Origin of the sequence: Negativibacillus massiliensis, from assembly GCF_900148495.1 — a bacterium.
Taxonomy (GTDB): domain Bacteria; phylum Bacillota; class Clostridia; order Oscillospirales; family Ruminococcaceae; genus Negativibacillus; species Negativibacillus massiliensis.
Genome location: NZ_FTRU01000007.1, coordinates 276,013 through 299,565, shown reverse-complemented (window position 1 = coordinate 299,565; position 23,553 = coordinate 276,013). Strand labels below are relative to the sequence as shown.

The following is a 23,553-nucleotide window of genomic DNA, read 5'->3' as shown; positions in this document are numbered from 1 at the left end:
GTCTTGTCCACAAACACTGGACAAAACACTGGAAAGATGCCAAAAAGATGGCAATTCCCATAGAATCAGTATACACTATTTTCTGCTGATTGTCATGGGGGTTTATGTATTTTTTCTATTTTACACAAGAAAATTTGCTAAAAATGTATAAACTGGCAGGACAGTTTGAGTTTCCGCCCGCTGCGGCGTGCGTCAAAGGGCTTTGCCCTTTTGAAACCCACAATTTTTTGAAAAAAATTGAGTAAAACTTCTTTTTTATTCTCCTACTACCCGTCTTTGCGCCGTAGGCGAACTGGGTCCAGACTCAGTCTGGTGGGGTTACGCACCCCACACCCGCGGTTACTTTCCTTTCACGAGGAAAGTAACCAAAGTCGTGTCTAAGGGGACACCCCTTAGACATCCCCGGGGCTACGCCCCGCAGTGGTCTATCGACCACGCTCCCCCATTACCGCACCAACGAGTGCAGCCGGAGGCAAGCGACCTACGCGAGAGCGAGGCTTTTAGGTTTGAACTCAACCGACAACGCGAACTGCGTGCAGGCTCAGCCTGCAAAGAAAAGAGGTGGTGCAGCGAATGATGATACATCACCACTCACCACACCACCTACATTACGGTTTAGAGGTATTTGCAGTATTCGTTGCGGATGGAGCTCATCTCAGAGATGATGTCATCAACATCCATAACCATTTCCATCATACCTACCTGTTCATCATAAACAGTTGGGTCAACTTCGTTTTTGATTTCTGGTTCGCAAACGTGATATACTGTGAGTCCTAACTGAACTCCTGTCAATGGACCTGCAAAAGTTGGGTCACCAGCGGTTACTGTTTCAGCAGCCAGACCGGATGCTTCGCCCTCAGCAGCACCCAGAACAACAACGATGTTTTCTGGACCATACTGTTCAGCGAAATCTTTAACTCTCTTCTGATTTTCCAAATCCATTGCGCCAGCGGCAGTTCAGACAAAGCATTCTGTAGAGGAGTACACTACTTCAGCGCCAGCAGTCTTAACACATTCTTCGATAGCTGGGCCTGGAACGCCGTCTCTGTCGCCGATGATGATAACTTTTTTACCATTCAAAAGGCTCATGACTTATCCTCCTTAATTCTTTCTTCGGTGACTTAACACCGATTTATCAAAACAGTCGCAGACAATCTGCGTCTATTTTTTACAATATTGATTCTCACAAATCAAGCGGACATCCTGAATTGTGAAAATGGGGTGTCAAAAATCTTTTATCAAGATATTTTGACGGTTAAAAACTACATGTTAACGTATTTTTCAACCAGAGCGGTGATAGAATCCTGTGTGCAGTCTTCTTTAACCAGAGCTTCTACCTGAGCGCCATCTTTGTAGATAGCCATTACAGGCAGACCCATGATACCCTGTTTGATAGCCAGACGTCTAGCTTTTGTTGTGTTCATGCAGCAGAATTTCAGTTTGCTGTCTGCATATTTGTCAGCCAGAGCATGTACATGTGGCATCAGAGCAGCACATGGAACGCAACCATCGCCGAAGAAGTCTACGAATACATAACCTTCAGCCTGCAGTACTTCAGGCTCAAATGTGTCTTTTGTTACTTCTAACATAATAACATTATCTCCTTCTGTTAAAGAGGGTTCATTACCGTAAAAGGTTTGCAGGACCTTCTTTTCTAGATTTTATGTTTTGGAACAGTTTAAGAAAAGCCGCCGGTTTAAACTCTCACATAAAAACCGAACTTCCAAAAAGTTCCCTAGATTCGAAATTGAATCCCCTTGCCGAGAATTAGTCAGCCAGGTTTTCTACGTAGTGCTGAGCTTCGGTAGCTGCAACAGCGCCATCGCCGCAAGCAGTAACTACCTGACGCAGATGTTTAACGATAACGTCACCAGCTGCGAATACGCCTGGAACAGAAGTATGCATGTATTTGTCGGTAACGATGTATCTATTTTCCATTTCGAGTTTGCCCTCGAACAGCTGGGATTTAGGATCGAAACCTACGAATACGAAGATACCGAATGTTCCATCTTCCTCATCAGCCTCAATCTCTCTGGTCTCGCCGGTTTTGGTGTCTTTTACGATCATGGATGTAACAACGCCGTCACCTTTGATCTCTTCGATTGTGGTGTTCCACATGAATGCCATCTTTGGATTAGCAAATGCTTTTTCCTGGATGGATTTAGCAGCTCTGAGTTCGTCACGTCTGTGGATCAGAGTTACTTTTCTTGCGAATTTGGTGAGGTACATAGCTTCTTCAACAGCGGAATCGCCGCCGCCTACTACGTATACTTCAAAATCTTCGAAGAAGTTAGCGTCACAAGTTGCACAGTAGGAAACACCTTTACCGGTGAATTCTTTTTCACCTGGGCAGCCGATCGGACGTGGAGAAGCACCAGTAGCGATAACAACAGCTTTTGCATAGTAATCGCCATGATTACCTTTGAGGTGTTTTACTTTACCTTCGAGCTCAACGTCAACGATAGTATCTGTAACGCGGTCAGCACCGAATTTTTCTACCTGTTTTGTCATTCTGGCAATCAGGGACGGGCCGGATTCTTCTTCCAGGGAGCCTGGATAGTTTTCAATCTCGTTGGTGATAACGATCTGTCCGCCATCTTTTGTTCCTTCGATAAGGAGTGTGTCCATTCTTGCACGGCCAGCATAAGAAGCAGCAGCCAAACCTGCAGGGCCTGCACCTAAAACGATAATGTCATAAACTTTATCCATTGTTTTCGTCTCCCTAAATTTATTTTTTAAAAGATGGTCAGAGAGGGGAGATACCTCCCTGACCGAGTCTTTTAAAACAGATTAATATTTAACATCGAAGATTGTCTGATCGTCAACTTCGGTTTCGAGAGCTTCGAGAGCGGTTTCAACGATCTTTCTTCTGATGTGTTTTTCCTCTTCCATTGTCAGAGCTGGGTTGCCCAGTGGGTGAGGAATAGCGATAGCTGGAACGATTCTGTTAGCACCAACTGTCATAGAAATTGGTGTTACAGTACAAATGTGAACTACTGGCAGACCTGCACGTTCGATTTCTTTAACCATTGTTGCGCCGCAACGTGTGCAGGTTCCTCACGTGGAGGTCATGATTACGCAATCCACGCCATCTGCTTTCAGTTTCTGAGCGTACTCAGCTGCGAAAGCTTTGGAGGAAGCAACAGCAGTACCGTTACCAACTGTGGTGTAGAATTTGTTGTGGAGCTTGCCGATTCTGCCTTCTTTTTCCATTTCGCGGAGAACGTCTACTGGCAGAACGCGGTCAGCGTCTTCGTTAGCGTATACTGGGTCGTAACCGCCGTGAGCTGTTGCCCAATGAGCAGCATCCAGATCCATAACGCCTTCGATGTCGTATTCGCCGTAGTGGGAAGCGGAAGAAGACTCGATGTGGTCTGGGTTGCCCAGAGGAACGATACCACCGGATGTGCACAGAGCAACTGTTGCATGAGCCATGTCTTTAACAGCTGGGTTTGGTGCAACACGGTCGAAGGATGGCATTGGGAACTCAGTGGTGAATGGTTTGCCGTTGAGTTTAGCGATCAGCATCTTAACAGCACGTGCAGAACCTCTTTCTTTTTCGAACAGGTTTACACGAACGCCGTTTGGCATGTAGCCTTCTTCGCAGGAAGCGCCGATTGCTTCATGTCTAGCAAGTTTGAGAGCGAATGGAGCCATTTTCTTAACAGCATCTCTCATACCAGCAGCGCTGTTCTTTGTAGCAACGATGTAAACATCTTTCTTGAACATATCAGCGCCTGGGTTTTCAACGTACATACCAGTCAGAACTGGGATGTTCAGGTTGTCCTGAACTGCTTTAGCGATAGTACCGCAAGCTACGCCGTAACGACCAGCGTTGAATGCAGGACCAGCGATGAACATGTCTGGGTTCTGGGATTTAACCATCTCAAGAACTTCAGCCTGTGCTTTTTCAAGGTTTTCGTTGAAGTAGGAGTCACCACAGATGATGGTTGCAACAACTTCTGCTTCGTCGCCCCAAGCTGCGTTGAATGCGAGACCAGGACCTACTGGGCCTTCACGCAGTTCAGCTGGGATATCAGCTTTTTCCTCGCCACCGATCTGAGCGAAGAACTGGTTAATATACTGTACTACTCTGATTTTGCTCATCGTAATTCTTCCCCTTCCTATTATCTAGCGGACAGGTAGTTGAAGCCTGTTTCGTTGGTAGCACCGGTGATTGCCTGGATCTCAACAGTGATGTTGCCGTGAGCATCGATGTTGTTAGCAGAACCACCAGCGATGGTGTCTACGAACTCGAGGTGACCGTATACAGTCTCCATTGGAGGCAGAACGATTACCTGGTTAGCGTTACCGCCGGTTACTACTGCGTCAGCAGATGGGTCAGCGTCAGCCAGAGACTGGGACTTACCATCGCGGCCAGCGTACTCGTCAGTGATGATAACTGTCTTGATGCCTTCAGCTTCGATCTTCTTGGTGTTCATGATCAGGTCAGTATCTGGGTTACCGAAACCTTCCTGGGAGATGATAACACCGTCGCAGCCGAGGTATTTAGCCAGTTTAGCGGACCAGTTGGAGGAACGCTCTTTATCTGCGAGGTATACGTTTTCGTTAGTGATGATCATACCAACGAAGTTCAGAGTTTTACCGTGCTGTTCGAACAGGTCGGTAACAACTGGGTTGTTCATGTGAACGTATGTTGGGTTCTTGTCGCAGGAAGATACGCAGTTACCGGAAACGATAGCACCATCCATAACTTCAGTTGGGGTGATGATGGTGGTCAGAGTTTTCTTAGCATCTACGCCGTATACATAGGTATCATGCAGCAGACCCTGGGACTGAAGCATCTGAACGTATGCAACTCTTGGCAGGTTTGGATATTTAGCAGCGGACTCAACGATGTTGTCGAACTCGTAAGTTTTAACTTCATCTGGAGTTACGTTTCTGCCCAGTTCGCCGAGGAAGCAAGCGATCTTGAAGCCTGCAATTCTCAGAGCGTATTCATGTTCATGCTGTTTGAGGCCTTCAACTGGCTCCATCTTTACAACAACGTTCATGGTCTTGGAGAATGGAGTGTAGTCAGCGCCAGGACCGGACATATCGATGATACCTTCCTGGAAACCTACGATCTTACCAGTTGTAACAACTGCAGCGCCTTTGAGAACGTGAGTTCTGCCTTCACCAACTGTATCAACTTTAGCGATCCAGCCTGGGAAAATGCCGCCCTTGCCTTCAACTTTTACGCGAGGCTCGATAACGTCTTTAACTGGGGTGATTCTTACGCTTTCGCCTGGACGAGCGAGGAAAACTTCGCAGGATGCGATGTTTTCATCTTCGAGAGCGATTTTGCAGATTTCTTCTTTGTTAACGTACAAAACGCCGTTTTCTACTTTTGAACCTTCGTTTGAAAACTGAACATCGTGAATGAGAATATTACCGAGTTCCAACTTTTTCAAAGCGAACACCTCCTTGTTAATATAAAACCCTTTATCTTCCTTAGATTAAACCTTTTTTAAAGATTTAATGTAAGCCGCTAGAAAATTTCCGGAATGCTCATGAGCGCGCTCTTGATGAGCGTGGTATCGATCAGCTGAAAGTCTTCTCTCACGCTGTCCGGCATTTCTGGAAATTTGACGCTGAACTTGTCTGCCGTGATGATGCTGTTTTCAATGATGGATGCGTCCTGCAGGTCCATCTTTCCGATCTTTTTGCCGACCAGAATCGATTTGTAAGGAGTCTCATTTGGCTTTACAGAGCCCGACAGCGGATGTGTCAGCAGCTTGTGGCCTTCATAAATCATATCACGGACTTTACAAAGCACTTCGCGGTAGGTAATATTCGCAAAGTCCACTTCAAATTCTTTTCCAAGTTCATCGCGTACCCTTGGATTGTTTGTTACAATCACAAATTTCATGTTCTCTGTCTCCGCTTTCTGGAATTTTTCTTTTCGTACAAAAAAGAGCAAAAAACAACCAAACGTGCCTTTTGCTCTGTTTTACCCCTTTACCGGAGCGCTCTCGCTTCCAGAGATTTGTCAAATCACAGTGTTGAGCCTGAGATTTTTACAGGTGGATTGGCTGCCCCCTGCTTATTCCCTACGGCACCCCAAACGGGGATTCTCCCATGATTCTCATCCAAAAACTATTTGATTGTGTAACGGTGAACCCCCGCATCACTGCTTGTTCTTCGGGGCTATCGACTGTATCTATGATGCCTTTTTGAAGCAATAGATATTTCCGATTTCACTGGCTTTATTATATCCGATTTCTCAATATTTTTCAAGGGGTTTTATATTGAGCGAATAGTAAGTTTTCTGTGAATCTTTTTATGCAAGTTGTACACTATTTTATGGTTCAATATACAGGATGTCAGAAGTTCTTTGTCTTTCTTTACACAAAAAGGACACTGTGTCATGAAATTAACGAAAAACAACTCTATTTTTGGAGAATTTTCTGGATAGCCTGAACCGCATAGTCCACATCTTCCATGGTGTTTTTAAAGCCAAATGCAAAGCGTACGGTTCCCTGTGGATAGGTCTCCAGAGTCTTGTGAGCGTTTGGTGCACAGTGCATGCCGCAGCGGGTGCTGATGCCATATTCACTGTCCAGTTTAAAGGAAACCTCTGCGTTGTCTTCTCCGATAAAATCAAACGAAACGACCGGTCCGCGCTTATTCATGTCACGCACACCGACCAGACGGATTTTTTCATTTTGGAGTGCATCGATTTTTTCGATAAATGCCTTGCACAGTTCCATCTCATGTGCATGGATATTTTCGATACCGGTCTCTTCCAGATAGCACAGTGCAGCGCGCAGTCCGTAGATACCCGGAATGTTCTGGGTGCCCGACTCAAACTTGTCCGGCATAAATTCCGGCTGGAATTCCGAATCGGAAACGCTTCCTGTACCGCCGGTCACCAGCGGGATCATCTCATGAGCGACCTCGTCGCTTACCAAAAATCCGCCGATTCCCTGCGGGCCCAGCAGGCTCTTGTGTCCGGTGAATGCCAGAACATCAATGTGCATCTGCTCTATATTAATAGGAAAGGAACCTGCTGTCTGTGCAGCATCCACAATGAATTTGAGATTGTGTTTGTGGCAGATATCGCCCACTTCCTGAAGCGGCATAACGGTACCGCAGACGTTGGAAGCGTGCAGCATCATGATTGCCTTGGTGTTTGGACGGATCATTTCTTCGATCTTGTCCACCATCAACTCGCCGTCGCGGGTGCATGGGATGCGGTCAAACTCCACACCCAGCTGTTTTACCTGCTGCAAAGGACGCATCATGGCATTGTGCTCCATTGAGGAAACCAGTACATGATCTCCCGGGCGCAGATAGCCCTTGATAATGTAGTTTAACGAATAGGTGATGCTTGGGGTGAAGATCACATTGCGCAGCTTGTCAAAGTGGAACAGCTTGCACAGCTTTTCTCTTGTCTCGATGATGATGTCCTCCGCAGCATAAGCTTCTTCATAGCCGCCGCGGTTGACGTTGGTACCCACATTGTCCATAAAATTCTTGACAGCGTCGCTGACTCCCGGTGCTTTCGGGAAGGATGTGCTGCCGTTGTCCAGATATACTCGTTTCATGATTTTCCGCTCCTTTGCTCACATGTCTGTCCGTATTTTTATTATAGCATTCTTCTATATTACTTCCAGCATTATTGATAAAATCTATTCGTTTTTCGAATTCAATTGAAAAAAACAATTTCTTTTTTCGGAACAGTTGGTATACACTGAGTTTGACCGAAAAGTGGAAGCTTCGACAGGTTTTTCCTGTTCTGACACCACTTTTCCCAAAAAGAAAACGGCATCCGCCAAAAAGAAAGAGAGATGTATTATGAAAGACAAAAAAGCTTATGCCGGCATTATTGTGACCGGTGCGGTGATTGGTCTGATTGCTGTTGCGCTGGTATTCCTGGGCAACCCAAAAAACATGGGCTTCTGTATTGCCTGCTTCCTGCGCGATATCGCTGGTGCTACCAAGCTGCATTCCGCTCCAATCGTTCAGTACTTCCGTCCGGAAATCGTCGGCTTAGTCGGCGGTGCGCTCATCATGGCGCTCATCGGTAAGGAATTTTCTCCAAAGGGCGGTTCCGCTCCTGTTACCCGCTTCTTCCTGGGCGCATTCGTTATGATCGGCGCACTGGTATTCCTCGGCTGCCCACTTCGTATGGTACTGCGTATCGGCGGCGGTGACCTCAACGCAGTTGTTGGTCTGGTTGGATTTGCCGCAGGTATTCTGGTGGGTATCTTCTTCCTCAACAAAGGTTTCTCCTTAAAACGTACCTACAAGCTGACCACCTCTGAGGGTGTTGCCCTGCCGGTTGGTCTGGCTGTTCTGTTTGTTCTGTTCCTGCTGGTTCCATCCCTGTTCGCATTCAGCGAATCCGGTCCTGGATCGATGCACGCTCCAGTCATCGCTGCTCTGATTGCAGGTCTTGTTGTCGGTGCACTCTGCCAGAAGTCCCGTATGTGCATGGTTGCCGGCATCCGTGATTTAGTTTTGTTCAAAGACTGGAAATTACTGCTGGGATTTGTTACAATTATTATCGCAGCCCTCATTGGCAACATCGCTACCGGAAACTTCAATCTTGGTTTCTCCGGCCAGCCGGTTGCACACTCGGTACATCTTTGGAACTTCATGGGTATGCTGGTTGTTGGTTTTGGTTCGGTACTGCTTGGCGGATGCCCTCTGCGTCAGCTCATCCTTACCGGCGAAGGCAACACCGACTCTGCCGTAACCGTTCTGGGTTACATTGCCGGTGCAGCATTTGCGCATAACTTCAGCCTTGCTGGTTCTGCTGCTTCTGCAGAATCCATCGGCGGACCTTCCATCAACGGTAAAGTCGCTGTTATCCTTGGTCTTGTTGTGATGCTGGTTATTGCTACTCTCAACACCGCAAAAGCCAAAAAGAACGCATAATCCAATCCGTACTTAGAAAAGGAGCTGTATCTCATGGCAAATAAACAGATTGTCGATGCACGCGGGCTTTCCTGCCCACAGCCGGTACTGATGACCAAAAAAGCGATCGAAAGCGGAGAAAAATCCTATGAGATCCTGGTCGACAATGGTACCGCAAGAGAGAACGTCACCCGTTTTGCTACTAATGCAGGTTTTAAGGTAAGCGTTACCGAAGACGGCGACGATTATCGTCTGATCCTGACCAAATAGTGACATTATCTCTCAGAAACCAGCTTGAAGCTGGACTCTGTTTCGCGTTTTGGTTTTGTGAGAAATTGCAATTTCAACACACGGTGATCGCTCGTATTAGCACACTCGCTCTTTGGAGAATGGAGCTCAGCGACATTCTCGGGGCAATGAACACAAAACCTGTTTTGTGCAGAAAGTTCAACATTGCCCATTCGCCTACGGCGCGAAGACGCCAGCTTGAAGTTGGACACTGTTCTGCTCTGCCGCAAAGACGGGTGGTTTGTTTCGCTTCAACGAGCGCAGCCAAAGGCAAGCGACCTGCGCGAGAGCGAGGCTTTCAAGCTTTCACTTAGCCGACAACGCGAACAGGGTGCAGGCTCAGCCTGCTTCTCAGAAAGTACAGCCCGCGCAAAGACAGAAAAAGGATGGTAAAATTGACTTACATTGCAACCTTCTTCACCCATTTTGCGGCGGTGAATTTTTCCCGACAGCTCAAAGGCACCGAGAAAAAGCCGATGCTGATGCCTGTCCCAAGAAAGCTCAGCTCCTCCTGCGGGACCTGTGTGAAATTTATCCTCGACAGCGATATCCAGGAATTTGTTCATTCCGGCATCTTTGACGAGGACGTGGATACAGTCTATCTGGTCGAAAATGACGAATACACTGCAGTCTACGAAAACCATATCCGATAACGGAAAATACAGACAAAAAGCGCCCGACCGTTCTGGTCAGGCGCTTTTGATTTTCGTCCGCAATCTTCCGAGGGCTTGTCTGTCCACTGCATTCCTATGAGTGGCGCATCGTTATGCGCAGGCACACTTACCGTGTGCCACGCACTGACGTGCGGCAGCATCGAAACAGCATACAGCCTCTAGCGTTTTTATTATTTCATATGTTTTTTCAAAAGAGCGAGTGTGCTAACACGAGCGATCTCCGTGTGTTGAAACTGCAATTCTGCACCAAACCTAAGCGCGGAAACAGTGTCCAGCTTCAAGCTGGTTTCGCCCGCTGCGGCGTGTGCCAAAGGCTCTGCCTTTGGAATCCGCAATTTTTTGAAAAAAATTGAGTAAAACTTTTGTTTTGCTCTAACGCGCACGTGCCGCGTGCTGAAATCAAAGCTTCCAGCAATTTTAAGCGCGAAACAGTGTCCAGCTTCAAGCTGGCGCCGTAGGCGAACAGCGTGCAGGCTCAGCCTGCCAGGCTCTTTTATCTCTGACTGATCTTCTGTTCAGTCTGATAGAAAATAAAGTCGTCCAGATCTCCGGTCGTTTCAAGCCACGCGCGGCAGCCCTCCGGAATCTGCACACCTTCCCCGTTTTCCAGGCAAGGTGTCTGGGATTTGGTATATTCTTTCAAGAGTATCTTCTCCTCTGCAAAAAAGTACTCCCATATTCTATGCAAAGGAAAGAACAAATATACCTTGTCCTCCATTTTTATTTTAAATTTAACGCACACCTCTCTGCGCTCTTGCGCTGTGTCCATTTGCCTGACGGCGGCTCAAATACTGGTTTTGCTTGTTGCTCCACTGTCGCAGCTGCTCCAGATGGGTCCGGTCGATCTGATAAAACTTGACCACAAAGTCCTTGCCTTTTCCGTCCTGTGCCGGATAGCTTCGGCTGGTGACCTTGATAAGCTGATCGCGGGAACGATATGCCCAGATCTTTTTGTGGTTGCGGTAAAATCCCGGCAGCACCTCCTGAAACGGTGCGTTCAGGCAGGAACCAAGCTCCGGTTCAAACTCCGGCTTTAGGCTGGCAATATCGGTGATGCCATAAAAGGTCTTTTGCAGCAGCAGGGTTCCTTCCTCATTTGATTTTGTTTTGCTGCTGCGTTTGCGAAGCACCACCTTGTGCAGGTTTTTCTGCACAAAGTCTTCTCCTCCCAGCGCTTTGAGGATACTTGCTGCATTAACTGCATCGGACAGTGCCGAGTGATACTGTCCGTACGGTGTCAGCTTGAGGGCAGTCAGTGCAGTGCTCAATGCGCTTTGCTGACTGCTTTTTAAAACTGCCCGGTCAAACAGTGCCTGAAGGTCATACAGCTGAAGATTGTCTTCCTGCTCAAATCCATGATACAGCAGATTGGACAGCAGCACTGCCCGGTCGCAGTTTCCCCAGAAGATGATCTCCCGTTTTCCCTCGGAAAAATCCTCCTCAGAAAATTTGCAAAAATCCTGCCACACCGTTCCAAAGTCCGGACAACCTTCCAGTTTTTTCTCGGTAATGCCGGTCAGCTCGGTAATTTTGGAATGAATGACCGGATGAACGATCGGAGCAACCAGACGCTCAAAGGTCTTGAGGATGTTTCCCTGTTTGTCCACCATGACTGCTCCAACCTGAATAATTTCAAACTTGAGTGTATCTCCGCTTGCAAGCTCCTGCTCACTTGCGGGACCATAGTTCCACTCCAAATCCATAACGATCACAAGAGTTCCCCCCTTGCCGGTATGCGCCTGTGCTGGCGCACCTTGCGATAGATTTTCTCAAAACAGATTTATTATCTCACAAATCTTTAAAAAAATCTATCCCCCAGTCAGAGCTAAGGTTCTTGTTTTGCACCAGCTTGAAGTTGGGTACTGCTTTGCGCTTTGGTCTACCGGGAAATGATAAACTCAGCACACGAAAATTATTCAAGTCACCTCATGACTTATTGGAAAGCACTGCTGAGACCTGTCAGTTTGCTATGTGGGCTTGCGCAGCCCACTCCCGCGGATACTTTTCTTTTACGAGAAAAGTATCCAAAAGCGTATCTAAGGGGCTTCCCCTTAGATATCCCCTGGGGGCTTCGCCCCCGCAGTAACCGCAAAGCGGTCACGCTCCCCCCTGTCACGAAAGTTTCGAGTTCCGCTGGGGGTGTCGAGAGGGGGCAGGGCAATGTTTTAGATTCAACAGAAAATAACCTTAGCAGTCATTGCCCTTGAGAATCTCGCAAAGCTCGATTCTCCGCTGGGGGGATCGAAGGGGGAGTTCCCCCTTCCGTTGGAGGTCAAGGAACCAACAGGTTCCTTGTGAATCTTTGGATACTTTCTTTTCATAAGAAAGTATCCCCGGGGTGCAGGGGCGGGGAGCAACCCTGCAAAAGAAACAGGCTTGTTGAAACTTCGCTTTGAGGCAGAGTGTAAAGATAATGTTTTGGCTTCTGCTTCAAACGATAGCTTGTAAAAAAGCAAAAGTTTTTCTGTAGGTTTGGCGCCCCCCTTCATGGAAAAATCCACCTGATAGGAACAGGAAAAATCTGCCGACAAAATCAGGCAGAAATCAAAGTATCCGATTCTAACTTTTTACTTTGCCAAGACGATTGACATTACAGCGAGTAAAAGTTACAATAAATATAAAGAATTCATCGAAAGGATTTATCGGGATGAACACAGTACTAAAATCTCTGCTGACACCGCTTTTGTGCCTGTGCCTTGTGGGAGGGCTGTTAAGCGGCTGTACCTCATCAAACAGCAGTCAGGATACCTCAACAGAATATCTTTCCGAGCAAACGCAGACCGAATCGTTCCCTGTTCGCCTGGAAATTGGGGAAGAAAACCACATCATCCAGTCCAAACCCCGAAGGCTCGCTGTTTTGTCCGCCGACCTGATTCAGGCGTTGGAGGATATCGGTGCAGCAAGCCTTGTTTGTGCCGTAAGCAACGATGCACCGGCCAATATTTCGGTATCGGGTGCTAAGGCATGCGGAACGGTGCTGGACCCGGACCTTTCCCAGATCGCTGCTTCCAAACCGGATTGGGTGCTGGTTTCCTCTCCGATGCGCCAAAGTCAGAAGGAAGAGCTCTCCCAGCAGGGAATTGAAGTTATCACCTTTACACATCCGGATTCCATTGACCAAATCAAGGAACGTTACCGCCAGCTGTTCACCCTGTGCTATGGACTGGAAGGCACCACCCGCGCAGAACAGTTCCTTACCGACTATGACCAAAAACTCAATGACGCCATTGGCCCTGCGATGGAATACACCCGGGTTTCCGGTGAGAAAAAGGCTGTCTACCTTGCACAGCTTGATTACACCATGGCAACCGGCGAAACTTTCGAAGGACAGATGCTCGATTCGATGGGACTGAAAAATATCGGTGATCTTGGCTCCCGTTGGAATTATCCCGAAATTGAAAAAGATGAGCTGACACCGGATATTCTGTTTTATGACAGCACCATCGATCCGGAACAGATCAAACAGAGCGAAGTTTATAAAGATTGTCCAGCGGTTACATCCGACCAGCTGGTGGCAGTTGATTTTTCCGCGATGCGGCTGCGCGGACTGCCGATGATCGAAGAACTTGCCAAAATGGCTCGCGCCGCATATCCGCAAGCATACGGAAAATAAAGTCTTGGGGGCTTTTCCCCAGGACTTTTTCTTTTCTCGGAAGGATTTTAAAACAAAGACAGAGCAAACGCTGCCTTTTTTACAAAGTATCTTTAACTTTCCCGATAAAGGAAGGTGTGGAAAGGAGACCGTTCTTTCCTTTTTTCCTTCTCCCCTTTTTGCTTTTTTGTTTTATTTCTTTTTTCCATTGTTGTGGATTGGATGCTGCCCGACTGTTCACCGGTTGTTAGCATGCTGTTAAAAGGCTGTGCTTTGGTTGTGCACCATCCATGAAAAAGGTACAGGAACATCCACTTTTTCCACACCCGCAAGCAGGCTGTCATAGTTGTTGACGGTAATCAGGCTTGCCCGCGCTAATGTCTGGCGGCTTACTTCCCCCGAACATTCCAGATGACTTAATGCGGTGCGCACCTGCTGGATGCTCATTCCCAGCTCTCCGGCAAGCACTCCATAGGTGCAGATGCGCTGTCCCCGCAGCACCGGGATTCCGTGCCAGCTGCGGTCGGTATAGTTTGCGGTGAGCAGCAGATGCAAAAAGATCCGCATGGTGTTTGGTTCATCGTACCACTGCCAGTTGGTGATGCTTCTTGGCAGCATAATAAATCCGTTTTCAAGCATAGTTTGCCACTTCCTTTCACCTATACTCAAAAAAGGCGGCGCAGTTGCATTCCAAAATGCAACAATCCCTCCTTGCCCTGAAAAAAGTTTTCGAATTTCAAATTGACACGCTATCTCACTGGGGGTATACTGTAAGAAGAAGGATCGTCACATTTATGTCAAATAAAAAGGAGCGTGTCACCATGGCTATTCTGGTTACCGGAGGCGCCGGATTTATCGGCAGCCATACCGTCGTTGAACTGATCCAGGCAGGAAAAGAGGTCGTTATTGTCGATAACTTTTCCAATTCCAAACCGGAAGTTTTAAACCGCATTGAAAAAATCACCGGAATCCGTCCAATCCTTTATCAGGCAGACCTTTTGGACAAACCGGCAATCGATAAAATCTTTGAAGAACAGAACATCGAAGCTGTTATCCACTTTGCAGGATTCAAGGCAGTTGGTGAATCTGTTCAGAAGCCGCTGGAATACTACCACAACAACATCACCGGCACCCTGATGCTCTGCCAGAGCATGCGTGAACACGGCTGCAAGAAGATCGTTTTCTCCTCCTCCGCAACCGTATACGGCATGAACAATCCAGTTCCTTTCAAAGAAGGCATGCCAACCTCCGCAACCAATCCTTACGGCTACACCAAAGTTATGATCGAGCAGATCCTTTCCGACCTGTATGTTGCTGACAAGGAATGGAGCGTCATCCTGCTGCGTTACTTCAACCCAATCGGTGCTCATGAAAGCGGCCTCATCGGCGAAGATCCAAACGGCATTCCAAACAACCTTCTGCCATACATCGCACAGGTTGCAATCGGCAAGCTGCCATGTCTGAGCGTATTCGGCGATGACTACGACACCGTAGACGGAACCGGCGTCCGCGACTACATCCATGTTGTAGACCTCGCACTGGGTCACCTCAAAGCAATTGACTACAGCCTGTCCCACACCGGCGTGGAAGCCATCAACCTCGGAACCGGCAACGGTACCAGCGTTCTCCAGATTCTCCACGCATTCGAAAAAGCATGCGGACACAGCATCAACTACAAAATCGCACCACGTCGTGCAGGCGACATCGCCTCCTGCTATGCTGACGCTTCCAAAGCAAAAGAAATGCTTGACTGGGAAGCTACCCGCACTATTGAGGACATGTGCCGCACCGGCTGGAACTTCATTTCCAAAAATCCAAACGGACTGGAATAACAAATCGTTATCATCCGTTGCACAAATCAAACGAAAAAAGGCTGACTGAGTAAACCTCAGTCAGCCTTATGTCTATCACAGAAAAGGCGGGGGATTATGTGGGCTTACGTAGCCCACTCCCGCGGATACTTTTCTTTTACGAGAAAAGTATCCAAAAGCGTATCAAAGAGGAAGTATCCTCTTTGATATCTCCTCGGGGGGAAGTCTCCCCCACAGTCACTCCGCGACGTTCCCCCTCATTTACCATGAAACTTTCGAGCATCGCTGGGGGATCGAAGGGGGAGTTCCCCCTTCTGCTGGAAATCCAAAAACCAGGAGGTTTTTGGTGTATCTTTGCCTACTTTCTTTACATAAGAAAGTAGGCGCGGTGTGGAGCGCGCAGCTCCACAAAGGAAAAGTCTTGCTGAAACTTTAGTTTGAATCAGAGTGTAAAGATAATATTTTGGCTTCTGCTTCAAACGATAGCTTGTAAAAATCAAAAGTTTCTCTGTGGGCTTACGCAGCCCACCCCTGCGGATACTTTTCTTTTACGAGAAAAGTATCCAAAAGCGTATCAAAGAGGAAGTATCCTCTTTGATATCTCCTCGGGGGGAAGTCTCCCCCACAGTCACTCCGTGACGCTCCCCCTCATTTATTACACAAGCCTCGACTTCTTCGGAGAAGAATATTTCCCCTGTATCTCGTTATTATAATCAGAAATCCATACTCAAAAAGAAGGTGTTTTTCCTGAAAGCCCATATCCAGCCAAACCAGGTCCCGACCCGCCGTTCCCATAAAAAGCGGCTGCTCAAGATTCTCACCAGCCGACTGTTCATCGTCGGCGTGCTGATTCTTGTCCAGCTTTTTCTATTGCTGTTTCTTCTGGTCAAGGTCGGTACCATGCGCTATTGGATCAGCATTGTCTTTAATGTCGTCAGCATTCTGATGGTGCTGTACATCCTCACCCGGGAGGATAACCCCTCCTTTAAAATTTCCTGGATCATTGTCATTATGGCTGTTCCGCTCATCGGCGGCGTGTTCTATCTCATCTTCGGACGCAAGATGCATGGACGCCGGATGGCGCGCCAGATCGAAAGCTATACCGATGCCCTGCTGCATAAGGACCACGGTTCCCTGCCCCAGTGCAGCGGAAACTGTCAAACTCTGGAACGGCTGCGGGAAAATCATTACACCCTTGCCCGACAGGCAGACTACATCTACAACGTGTCAGGATTTGAGCTTTACCAGAACACCGAAGCGGAATACTTCCCCAGCGGGGAACAGTTCTTTGCACGGCTGCTGGAGGAGCTTCGCGGCGCACAGAAATTTATCCTGTTGGAATATTTCATCGTACAGCATGGAAAGATGTGGGACTCTATCCTAAAAATTCTGGAAAACAAGCGTGCCCACGGGGTAGAGGTACGCATCCTTTACGATGATGTCGGCTGTGTTGCCACCCTGCCTGCCCTCTACGCCGACTATCTGCGGCAGAAGGGATTTCAGGTCGGTGTCTTCAACCCCTTCCGTCCAAGGCTCAACGCTGCCACAAACTACCGCGATCACCGCAAAATCTGTGTCATCGACGGAAATGTCGGCTTCACCGGCGGCATCAACCTTGCTGACGAATACATCAACCAGAAGGAAAAATACGGTCACTGGAAAGATACCGCCGTTCTGCTTCGTGGGGAAGCGGTGCAGAGTCTGACCGAGATGTTTTTGGAACTGTGGCAGTTTACCTGTCACGAAAGTTTGAGCCTGTCCGACTTTCTTCCAACCCGCTCGCACAGCTGTGCCGGCTTTGTCCAACCTTACGGTGACAGCCCGCTGGACAACTTCAATCTTGCCGAAAACGTCTACATGCAGATCCTAAACCACGCAAAGAACTATGTCTACATTACCACGCCGTATCTGATTTTGGACAACGAGATGATCAACGCCCTCTGCCTTGCTGCACAAAGTGGCATTGATGTGCGCATCATCACCCCGCACGTACCGGACAAGTGGTATGTCCACATGGTCACCCGCTCCCATTATTCCCAGCTTCTGCGTGCAGGCATCCGCATTTTTGAATACACGCCGGGATTTATCCATGCCAAGATGTTTGTCAGCGATGACAGCACCGCTATTGTCGGCACGACCAACGTCGATTTCCGCAGTTTTTATCTGCACTTCGAGTGCGGTGTTGCATTTTATCTATCTCCGATGGTTTCCAAGGTCAAGGAAGATTTTCTGCGCACCCAGAACATCTGTGAGGAGATCACGCTGGAGAAAGAGCGTGCTGTCAAAGCACCAATCCGAATTTTACGCTCTTTGCTGCGCGCCTTTGCACCATTGATGTAACCAGCTTGAAGCTGGTCACTATTTCGCACTCTGGTATACTGCAGGATTTCAGCTTCAGCACACAGGGAAACTTTCGTTTTTACAAGCTGCCGTTTGGAGTATAATCCCAAATGTTATTTGTCCTTAATTTACTTTCAGTAAACCTGTTTCTTTTGCAGGGTGGCTCCCCGCCCCTGCACCCCGGGGATACTTTCTTTGTAAAAGAAAAGTTAAACTTCGTTTAACTACCAAAGATTCACAAGGAACCTCTTGGTTCCTTGACCTCCAACAGAAGGGGGCGCTGCCCCCTCTCGACACCCCCAGCGGAGAATCGAGCTTTGCGAGATTCTCAGGGGCAATGACTGCTAAGGTTATTTCTGCTAAAACTAAAACATTGCCCTGCCCCCTTCGATCCCCCCAATGATGCATGAAACTTTCGTGGTAAACGAGGGGGAACGTCACGGAGTGACTGTGGAGACAGGATAATGTTATAAATTGTGGAAAAATAAAGTTTTGCGTCATTGTCCGAACTACCCATCTTTGCGCCGTAGGCGAACAGTGTCCAGCTTCAAGCTGGCGCAGGGGTGGGCTGCGTAAGCCCACATAGTAAACTGGCAGATCTCAGCAGTTCTTCCAAATGCGTCAGCGTGGTGGTTTGGGTGATTGTCATACACTGAATTTACCCTTTCCTGGCATTCCTCAAACTGAGCCTGCACTCTGTCTTGGCACACATCTATCATTTTGGCATACAGCACAAAAGGGTATGGGAATTTCTTCCCATACCCTTTTTCTTTTTCATTGATTATGCGTTCTTTGCAAAGGCTCCGTCTGGAATGGTCACCTTTTTGATGTCCGCGCCGATCTTCTGCAATTTGCCGATCAGATCCTCGTATCCGCGTTCCACCCAGTGGATATCCTCAATCTCAGAAGTGCCTTTTGCGCTCAGTGCAGCCTGTACAAGAGCTACTCCTGCACGCAGGTCCAAAGCTTTGACCTGTGCACCCGAAAGCTGCTCTACGCCCTCTACAACGGCTACCTTGCCGTCTACCTGAATCTTTGCGCCCATACGGTGCAGCTCGTCCACATACTTAAAGCGGTTGTCCCACACGCCCTCCGTCACGATGCTGGTACCCTGTGCAATTGAAAGCAGGGTGGTCATCTGCGGCTGCATGTCGGTCGGGAAGCCCGGATGCGGCAGAGTCTTAACGTTTGTTTTGTTGAGCACGCCGGTGCGGCGCACACGAATCGAATCATCATATTCCTCGATCTCGCAGCCAGCCTGAATCAGCTTGTCAGTGATAGCTTCCAGATGCTTTGGAATAACATTTTTAATCAGTACATCTCCACCGGTAGCAGCAGCGATGGTCATATAGGTTCCAGCCTCAATCTGGTCCGGGATAATCGGATAGTTTGTGCCGTGCATAATGTCTACGCCGTGAATCTTGATCACGTCGGTACCTGCACCACGGATATCAGCGCCCATCGAGTTTAAGAAGTTTGCAAGGTCAACGATGTGCGGCTCTTTTGCAGCATTTTCCAGAATGGTCAGACCCTTTGCACGGACTGCTGCCAGCATAATATTAACGGTAGCACCAACCGACACAACATCCAGATAGATGTGTGCGCCGAACATTTCGTCGCTCTGTGCGTTGATAAAGCCATAATCGGTGGTAACGGTTGCTCCCAGTGCCTCAAAGCCCTTGATGTGCTGGTCGATTGGGCGCACACCGAAGTTGCAGCCGCCCGGAGGGGAAACATGTGCTTCGCCAAAACGTCCCAGGAAAGCACCGAGGAAATAGTAGGACGCACGAAGATGGCGGGCCGATTCGTAAGGAACAACTGGCTCGCGGATATTTCTGGTGTCGATCTCGACGGTGTTTTTCGCTAAATAGCGCACGTTTGCGCCAAGATCTCTGAGTATCTGAAACAGGATGCTGACATCACTGATATTTGGTACATTTTCGATGACACAGATATCCTGTGCCAGAACAGTTGCAGGGATGATTGCAACCGCTGCGTTCTTTGCTCCGCTGATTTCCACTTCACCATGAAGGGCGTTTCCGCCGTTAATTACATATTTTTCCAAGGCTGACTCCCCTTAAATTTCGTTTTTGCGCCACCACACAGGAATGGCCCCTCTGCCCTAAATCCAACTGAATCCAACTTACTTAAACATATCTTTCTTCCAAAGAATCAGCGTGCACAGCAGCACCAATGCCCCTGCCAGTGCAAGCGTAAACCAAAAATGCGGATAAGGCAGACCATCCACATTCATTCCATAAAGACCGAATACCATATTCGGCAGAGCCATCACGATGGTCAGTGCGGTCAGCACCTTCATCACGATGTTCAGGTTGTTGGAAATGATCGATGCAAAGGCGTCCATCGTGTTGGAAAGGACGTTTGCATAGATCGAACACATCTCGATTGCCTGCTTGACCTCGATAATAACATCTTCCAGAAGCTCTTCATCCTCATCATACAGCTTGATGATGCGGCCGCGCAGAATCTTTTCCAGCGTGACCTCGTTGGATTTGAGTGACGTAGAAAAATAAACCAGGGATTTTTCCAGTCCAAGGATCTGCACCAGCTCCTTGTTCCTCATGGTTTTGTGCAGCAGGTTTTCGGTTGTGTAAGAAATCTTATCTATCTGTTTTAAGTACTGCAGGAACCTTGTCGCGATCCGCAGCAAAATACTCAATAAAAATTGTGTCCGCAAGTGGGTCTGGATATTCTTCACCAGTCCCTGGCTGATTTCGGTAATCACTGCGTTCTCTCTCAGACACACAGTGGTGATAAAGCGATTGTTCGTAATAATCGCCATTGGCATTGTCGAATAAACAATGGTTTTTTCTTCATCTTGTTTTTCCGCTGTTGGCACGTCCACGATGACCAGCGTCTGGTCTTCCTCCGACTCGACACGAGAACTCTCCTCCTCGTCCAGTGCGGCGCGCACAAAGTCCTGTTCCAGTCCCAGAATATCGACCAGATAACGGACTTCCTGCTCGGTCGGACAGATCGCGCACACCCAGCAGCCGTCCTCGACAACCGAAATAGGTCGAACACGGTTATCAATCGTTTTATAAAAATTGAGCACGGCCGGCTTCCTCCCAACTTCAGGACAGAACGGTCTTGAATCCTGTCCCGAATCTTGTTTTTCTGCTAAATGACCAACAACCTAACGGGTCAGGGTTCAAAATACTCACCTCTTTAAGTTATTCTCTTTTAAAAAATCTCCATAACAGTCTTATTATATCATAAACCAGCCTGATTGCAAGCCAAAACCGGCCAACTTCGCCCTTCAAAACAAAGAAATCGCCTGCCCGTCCGGCGCAGATTTTGTGCAATTTTTAACTATCGGCTCCTTTTAAAGTGTTTGCTTTTTTCTTTTTTTGTTGCATGCAAAAATAAATTTTCCATATTTTCCCTCTTTTGCTCTTTGAGACTACTCCTTTCCTGCATAAAATGCTATAATAAAGTCAGTTTTTTGTGGGGGAGGACTGTTTTATGTACAGCTGTCTGAAAAGTTACGGCATCGACGGAATCGACGCTTTTCCGGTCACAGTGGAGGCGACCTTCGGGCGTGCCATGCCGGGATTTGACATTGTCGGATTGCCCGATGCTGCCATCAAGGAATCCCGTCTGCGGGTGCAGTCCTCCATCCGACTTTGCGGCTACGAGCTTCCGGCGGGCAGAATCACAGTAAACCTTGCCCCTGCAAGCCAGCGAAAATTTGGCCCTGCATTTGACCTTCCCATCTTTCTTGCGGTGCTTGCCGCCACCAATCAGCTTTCCTCCCTGCCGGAGGATGCCGCCTTTGTGGGGGAACTAAGCCTTTCCGGACAGATTCGTCCAGTCAACGGCGTGCTCTCGATGGCGCTGCGGGCAAAAGCTGACGGCATCCCTGCCTTTTTTGTGCCGGAAGAAAACGCAAAGGAAGCCTCCATCGTCGAGGGGCTTACTGTCTATCCGGTCTCTGACATTACCGCACTGCTTGCCCACCTCAATGGAAGCCCCCCCATCACACCGGTGGAGTTTGATCCGCTGCTCATCCTTTCAGGTGCAAATCAATTTGAAAACGACCTTGCCGATGTGCGCGGTCAGCACTTTGCAAAGCGCGCTCTGGAAATCGCTGCTGCCGGCGGACATAACCTGCTGCTCATCGGCCCGCCCGGAACCGGCAAAAGTATGCTGGCAAAGCGCCTGCCCTCCATCCTGCCAAAGCTCAGCTTCCGGGAAGCAATCGAAACCACCCGTATCTACTCGGTGGCTGGGATGCTCTCCCCTGACCATCCTATTCTGTCCACCCGACCGTTTCGTTCCCCGCACCACACCGTTTCCCCCGCAGGACTGACCGGCGGCGGCTCCAGTCCCGTTCCCGGAGAGATCTCCCTTGCACACAACGGTGTGCTCTTTCTGGATGAGCTGCCCGAATTCCAGCGGCAGGCACTGGAGGTTCTGCGCCAGCCCATCGAGGACAACCAGGTTACCATCTCCCGCGCCACCTCCCGCGTAACCTATCCCTGCTCGATGATGTTTGTGGCTGCGATGAATCCCTGTCCCTGCGGCTATCGGGGGCACCCCAAAATCGCCTGCACCTGCTCGCCCCATGCAGTACAAAAATACATCTCCCGCATCTCCGGTCCGCTTCTGGACCGCATTGACCTTCATGTCGAGGTAGCGCCGCTCGAGTTTTCCTCCCTTACCGGAGAAAGCCACGAGGAAAGCTCCGCACAGGTCCGCGCAAGGGTCGAAGCTGCCCGAAAGATTCAGCACGAACGCTTTTCGGGCACCTCCATCACCTGCAACGCCCGCATCCCTGCCGGAAGTCTTGGGACTTACTGCCCGACCACCGAACAGGCACAGCAGTTTCTGCGCCGCGCCTTTGACTCGATGGGGATGAGCGCCCGCGCCTATGACCGCATCCTCAAGGTATCGCGCACCATCGCCGACCTTGCCCATCAGCAAGTGATCGACAAACCGCAGATTGCCGAGGCACTCGCCTACCGCACGCTCGACCAGAAATACTGGTACGAGGACTACTCGCTTTAACTCTTTTTGGAAAGGAATCACACTATGCTCAAAATTGACCTGATTACCGTTGGAAAGCTCAAAGAGGACTATCTGCGCCGCGCCTGCGAAGAATATGCAAAGCGGCTTGGTTCCTACTGCAAACTGCAAATTTTCGAATTGCCTGAATACAAGATGCCGCAAAACCCTTCGGATGCGCACATTGCAAACTGCATCCAGCAGGAAGGACAGAGCATCCTAGCCAAAATCGCACCGCAGAGCTATGTGGTGGCGATGTGCATCGAAGGCAAAATGCTTTCCTCCGAGGATCTTGCCGAGACCTTCACGCAGGTGCAAAACCGCGGAATGAGCCAGTTAAGCTTTATCATCGGCGGCTCCTGGGGATTATCCGATGAGGTAAAGCAGCGGGCTGATTTTAAGTTATCCATGTCGCGGATGACCTTTCCACATCAGCTGGCGCGGGTTATGCTGTTGGAGCAGATCTACCGTGCATGCAGCATCAACAACAACTCCAAATACCACAAGTAGCGCCAGCTTGAAGCTGTGAACTATTTTCTATGTGGGCTTACGCAGCCCACTCCCGCGGTTCCTTTTCTTTTACGAGAAAAGGAACCAAAAGCGTATCTAAGGGATTCCCCTTAGATATCCCCTGGGGCAGGTGACGGTTAAAGCAGGCGGCGCAAATCAGAATGATGCGCCGTCACCATGAAAATCGAATTTCATTCGATTTTCCGAGGGATGGAAAGCAAAACCAGTTTGCTTTCCTAACTAAAACCATCCCTTCCTGCAGTAACCGCAAAGCGGTCACGCTCCCCCTTATCTATCACAAAAGTTTCATAACTCACCGGGGGGATCGAAGGGGGAACTCCCCCTTCTGCTGGAAATCCAAAAACCAGGAGGTTTTTGGTGTACCTTTGGTAGTTAAACGAAGTTTAACTTTTCTTTTACAAAGAAAGTAGGCGTGGTGTGGAGC

Annotated in this window: 20 protein-coding genes; 8 read left to right on the top strand and 12 right to left on the bottom strand. The window is 48.7% G+C overall.

Annotation, left to right across the window (positions count from 1 at the left end; genetic code table 11):
- Positions 1-615: 615 nt before the first annotated feature.
- The 7 genes from grdA to BQ5375_RS04075 form a co-directional block, all read right to left on the bottom strand.
- Positions 616-1,089: a glycine/sarcosine/betaine reductase complex selenoprotein A gene (grdA, locus tag BQ5375_RS04110; protein WP_083687502.1), complete on the bottom strand. Its 474-nt coding sequence runs from the start codon at positions 1,087-1,089 to the stop codon at positions 616-618.
- A 173-nt stretch (positions 1,090-1,262) separates the two neighbouring features.
- Positions 1,263-1,589 carry a thioredoxin TrxA gene (trxA, locus tag BQ5375_RS04105; RefSeq protein WP_022132200.1) on the bottom strand — a complete coding sequence of 109 codons (327 nt, stop codon included), beginning with the start codon at positions 1,587-1,589 and terminating at the stop codon, positions 1,263-1,265.
- A 178-nt stretch (positions 1,590-1,767) separates the two neighbouring features.
- A complete protein-coding gene (gene trxB / locus BQ5375_RS04100) occupies positions 1,768-2,709 on the bottom strand; it encodes a thioredoxin-disulfide reductase (RefSeq protein WP_022132201.1) in 942 nt (313 codons plus the stop codon).
- Positions 2,710-2,790: 81 nt separating this feature from the next.
- The gene (grdB, locus tag BQ5375_RS04090; protein WP_083687501.1) at positions 2,791-4,107 is read right to left on the bottom strand and encodes a glycine reductase complex selenoprotein B; all 1,317 of its coding nucleotides are present in this window, start codon (positions 4,105-4,107) and stop codon (positions 2,791-2,793) included.
- A 20-nt stretch (positions 4,108-4,127) separates the two neighbouring features.
- A complete protein-coding gene (locus BQ5375_RS04085) occupies positions 4,128-5,414 on the bottom strand; it encodes a glycine/sarcosine/betaine reductase component B subunit (protein ID WP_022132204.1) in 1,287 nt (428 codons plus the stop codon).
- Positions 5,415-5,491: 77 nt separating this feature from the next.
- The gene (locus tag BQ5375_RS04080) at positions 5,492-5,872 is read right to left on the bottom strand and encodes a GrdX family protein (protein ID WP_022132205.1); all 381 of its coding nucleotides are present in this window, start codon (positions 5,870-5,872) and stop codon (positions 5,492-5,494) included.
- A gap of 520 nt (positions 5,873-6,392) precedes the next feature.
- Positions 6,393-7,550: an aminotransferase class V-fold PLP-dependent enzyme gene (locus BQ5375_RS04075; RefSeq protein WP_022132206.1), complete on the bottom strand. Its 1,158-nt coding sequence runs from the start codon at positions 7,548-7,550 to the stop codon at positions 6,393-6,395.
- Positions 7,551-7,800: 250 nt separating this feature from the next.
- On the opposite strand from BQ5375_RS04075, the gene yedE reads away from it, so the two are divergent.
- The 3 genes from yedE (at position 7,801) to BQ5375_RS04055 (ending at position 9,806) form a co-directional block, all read left to right on the top strand.
- Positions 7,801-8,886, top strand: coding sequence for a YedE family putative selenium transporter (gene yedE / locus BQ5375_RS04070; RefSeq protein ID WP_022132207.1), 1,086 nt, complete (start codon positions 7,801-7,803; stop codon positions 8,884-8,886).
- A 33-nt stretch (positions 8,887-8,919) separates the two neighbouring features.
- Positions 8,920-9,135: a sulfurtransferase TusA family protein gene (locus BQ5375_RS04065; RefSeq protein WP_022132208.1), complete on the top strand. Its 216-nt coding sequence runs from the start codon at positions 8,920-8,922 to the stop codon at positions 9,133-9,135.
- Between the two features lie 413 nt (positions 9,136-9,548).
- Positions 9,549-9,806, top strand: a complete 258-nt coding sequence (locus tag BQ5375_RS04055; protein ID WP_022132209.1) for a putative Se/S carrier protein — start codon at positions 9,549-9,551, stop codon at positions 9,804-9,806.
- Positions 9,807-10,320: 514 nt separating this feature from the next.
- Here BQ5375_RS04055 and BQ5375_RS14330 read toward each other — a convergent pair.
- Together BQ5375_RS14330 and BQ5375_RS04045 are read right to left on the bottom strand one after the other, a co-directional pair.
- The gene (locus BQ5375_RS14330; RefSeq protein ID WP_159438018.1) at positions 10,321-10,470 is read right to left on the bottom strand and encodes a hypothetical protein; all 150 of its coding nucleotides are present in this window, start codon (positions 10,468-10,470) and stop codon (positions 10,321-10,323) included.
- Positions 10,471-10,558: 88 nt separating this feature from the next.
- A complete protein-coding gene (locus tag BQ5375_RS04045) occupies positions 10,559-11,530 on the bottom strand; it encodes a 3'-5' exonuclease (protein ID WP_235849982.1) in 972 nt (323 codons plus the stop codon).
- Between the two features lie 944 nt (positions 11,531-12,474).
- Here BQ5375_RS04045 and BQ5375_RS04035 point away from each other — a divergent pair.
- Positions 12,475-13,440, top strand: coding sequence for an ABC transporter substrate-binding protein (locus BQ5375_RS04035; protein WP_022133410.1), 966 nt, complete (start codon positions 12,475-12,477; stop codon positions 13,438-13,440).
- A 237-nt stretch (positions 13,441-13,677) separates the two neighbouring features.
- Here the strand turns inward: BQ5375_RS04035 and BQ5375_RS04030 are convergent, their stop codons facing one another.
- A complete protein-coding gene (locus BQ5375_RS04030; protein ID WP_022133409.1) occupies positions 13,678-14,058 on the bottom strand; it encodes a hypothetical protein in 381 nt (126 codons plus the stop codon).
- Positions 14,059-14,240: 182 nt separating this feature from the next.
- On the opposite strand from BQ5375_RS04030, the gene galE reads away from it, so the two are divergent.
- Entirely contained in the window at positions 14,241-15,251 is a 1,011-nt protein-coding gene (gene galE / locus BQ5375_RS04025) for a UDP-glucose 4-epimerase GalE (protein WP_076917582.1), read from the top strand.
- A gap of 717 nt (positions 15,252-15,968) precedes the next feature.
- Entirely contained in the window at positions 15,969-17,570 is a 1,602-nt protein-coding gene (gene cls, locus BQ5375_RS04020) for a cardiolipin synthase (protein WP_235849975.1), read from the top strand.
- Between the two features lie 781 nt (positions 17,571-18,351).
- Here cls and BQ5375_RS04010 read toward each other — a convergent pair.
- On the bottom strand, positions 18,352-19,635 hold the full coding sequence (locus tag BQ5375_RS04010; RefSeq protein ID WP_022132670.1) for a UDP-N-acetylglucosamine 1-carboxyvinyltransferase: 1,284 nt from the start codon (positions 19,633-19,635) through the stop codon (positions 18,352-18,354).
- Between the two features lie 78 nt (positions 19,636-19,713).
- Positions 19,714-20,646, bottom strand: coding sequence for a magnesium transporter CorA family protein (locus BQ5375_RS04005; RefSeq protein ID WP_022132669.1), 933 nt, complete (start codon positions 20,644-20,646; stop codon positions 19,714-19,716).
- Between the two features lie 410 nt (positions 20,647-21,056).
- On the opposite strand from BQ5375_RS04005, the gene BQ5375_RS04000 reads away from it, so the two are divergent.
- Both BQ5375_RS04000 and rlmH read left to right on the top strand, forming a co-directional pair.
- Entirely contained in the window at positions 21,057-22,601 is a 1,545-nt protein-coding gene (locus BQ5375_RS04000) for a YifB family Mg chelatase-like AAA ATPase (protein ID WP_076917438.1), read from the top strand.
- A 24-nt stretch (positions 22,602-22,625) separates the two neighbouring features.
- Positions 22,626-23,108: a 23S rRNA (pseudouridine(1915)-N(3))-methyltransferase RlmH gene (rlmH, locus tag BQ5375_RS03995; protein ID WP_022132667.1), complete on the top strand. Its 483-nt coding sequence runs from the start codon at positions 22,626-22,628 to the stop codon at positions 23,106-23,108.
- The last annotated feature ends 445 nt before the right edge of the window (positions 23,109-23,553 follow it).

Bases quoted from the DNA above. Each gene is read 5' to 3' on its own strand.
- galE (WP_076917582.1), top strand. From the start codon at position 14,241: ATGGCTATTCTGGTTACCGGAGGCGCCGGATTTATCGGCAGCCATACC.
- trxA (WP_022132200.1), bottom strand. From the start codon at position 1,589: ATGTTAGAAGTAACAAAAGACACATTTGAGCCTGAAGTACTGCAGGCT.
- yedE (WP_022132207.1), top strand. From the start codon at position 7,801: ATGAAAGACAAAAAAGCTTATGCCGGCATTATTGTGACCGGTGCGGTG.
- trxB (WP_022132201.1), bottom strand. From the start codon at position 2,709: ATGGATAAAGTTTATGACATTATCGTTTTAGGTGCAGGCCCTGCAGGT.
- BQ5375_RS04030 (WP_022133409.1), bottom strand. From the start codon at position 14,058: ATGCTTGAAAACGGATTTATTATGCTGCCAAGAAGCATCACCAACTGG.
- BQ5375_RS04065 (WP_022132208.1), top strand. From the start codon at position 8,920: ATGGCAAATAAACAGATTGTCGATGCACGCGGGCTTTCCTGCCCACAG.
- BQ5375_RS04075 (WP_022132206.1), bottom strand. From the start codon at position 7,550: ATGAAACGAGTATATCTGGACAACGGCAGCACATCCTTCCCGAAAGCA.
- rlmH (WP_022132667.1), top strand. From the start codon at position 22,626: ATGCTCAAAATTGACCTGATTACCGTTGGAAAGCTCAAAGAGGACTAT.
- BQ5375_RS04045 (WP_235849982.1), bottom strand. From the start codon at position 11,530: ATGGATTTGGAGTGGAACTATGGTCCCGCAAGTGAGCAGGAGCTTGCA.
- BQ5375_RS04035 (WP_022133410.1), top strand. From the start codon at position 12,475: ATGAACACAGTACTAAAATCTCTGCTGACACCGCTTTTGTGCCTGTGC.
- BQ5375_RS04080 (WP_022132205.1), bottom strand. From the start codon at position 5,872: ATGAAATTTGTGATTGTAACAAACAATCCAAGGGTACGCGATGAACTT.
- BQ5375_RS04000 (WP_076917438.1), top strand. From the start codon at position 21,057: ATGTACAGCTGTCTGAAAAGTTACGGCATCGACGGAATCGACGCTTTT.